The following is a 1,196-nucleotide window of genomic DNA, read 5'->3' on the forward strand; positions in this document are numbered from 1 at the left end:
GGTAATCCCCCCATTTTTAACGGAGGCAATAAGTAGAATCAGGTCATGCGTTGAATATGCTGCATCGGCGTGTAGCCATTTAACGCCATATTCGGACGCTCGTGATTATAAAACCATTGCCACCGCGTGGCATACTCCTGCAATTCATCCAGTGAGGAAAACAGATAGTGTCCCAGCCAGTCATAACGTACTGTCCGGTTATATCGCTCAATATACGCATTCTGTTGAGGCTTACCAGGCTGAATAAAATGAAGTGTGATATTCTGCCGTTCTGCCCATGACATCAGTAACTTACCTGTGTATTCCGGCCCATTATCACACCGTATTGCCGCCGGTTTACCTTTCCATTCAATGACCTGCTCCAGCGTCCGCACAACCCGGCTCGCGGGCAGCGAAAAATCCACGTCAATGGCCAGTGCTTCACGATTGAAGTCGTCGATAACATTCAGTAAACGGACAGAACGACCATCCGATAGCTGATCATGCATGAAGTCCATCGACCAGCATTCATTGCTGTTTTCAGGTACCGTCAGCGGTTCAGGCTTATCCCGTTTCAGGCGTTTTTTCGGCTTTATTCGCATGTTCAGCGACAACTCGCAGTAAATCCGGTACACCCTTTTGTGGTTGAACTTAAAGCCTTTTACGTTACGCAGGTACAAAAAACACAGGCCAAACCCCCAGTTGCGCTGGCTGGCTGTGATGCGGAGCAGCCAGTCGGCAATGTCCGCATTTTCTGCATTCTGCTGCGGCTGGTAGCGATAGCAACTTTCGCTGACAGCAAACACCTGGCAGGCAAAACGTATGCTGACGTTTCGGTTTTTGACCGCGTGCTGTGCCATCTGCTTTCGGTGCGATGGCTTCACCACTTTTTTGCCATGGCCTCCTGAATAATCTCAGCCTTGAGTCGCTCTTCGGCATACATTTTTTTCAGGCGGCGGTTTTCGTCTTCCAGCTCTTTCAGGCGGGCCATCATGGATGCGTCCATCCCGCCATAGCGCGAACGCCATTTGTAAAAGCTGGCACTGCTCATGCCGTGTTCGCGACACAGTTCAGACACGGGTGTTCCGGCCTCGGCTTGTTTGAGGATGGACATGATCTGGCTGTCGGTAAAACGTGATTTTTTCATAGAGATCTCCCCGGTTCAGATTACGAGAAAATTCTACTTATCAACACCCCGGATTTTCGGGGGGATTACC

1 protein-coding gene is annotated in these 1,196 nt (G+C 50.1%); it reads right to left on the minus strand.

Annotation, left to right across the window (positions count from 1 at the left end; all coding sequences use genetic code 11):
• Positions 1–38: 38 nt before the first annotated feature.
• Positions 39–1,126 (minus strand): IS3 family transposase gene (locus ACI2I2_RS24520; RefSeq protein ID WP_404660264.1). Its coding sequence is split into 2 segments (ribosomal slippage): positions 39–877 and positions 877–1,126, totalling 1,089 coding nucleotides; the frame shifts between segments, so codons are not numbered across the junction.
• Between the last annotated feature and the right edge of the window lie 70 nt (positions 1,127–1,196).

This window comes from Scandinavium sp. NPDC088450 (assembly GCF_044900545.1).
Classification (GTDB): Bacteria; Pseudomonadota; Gammaproteobacteria; order Enterobacterales; family Enterobacteriaceae; genus Scandinavium.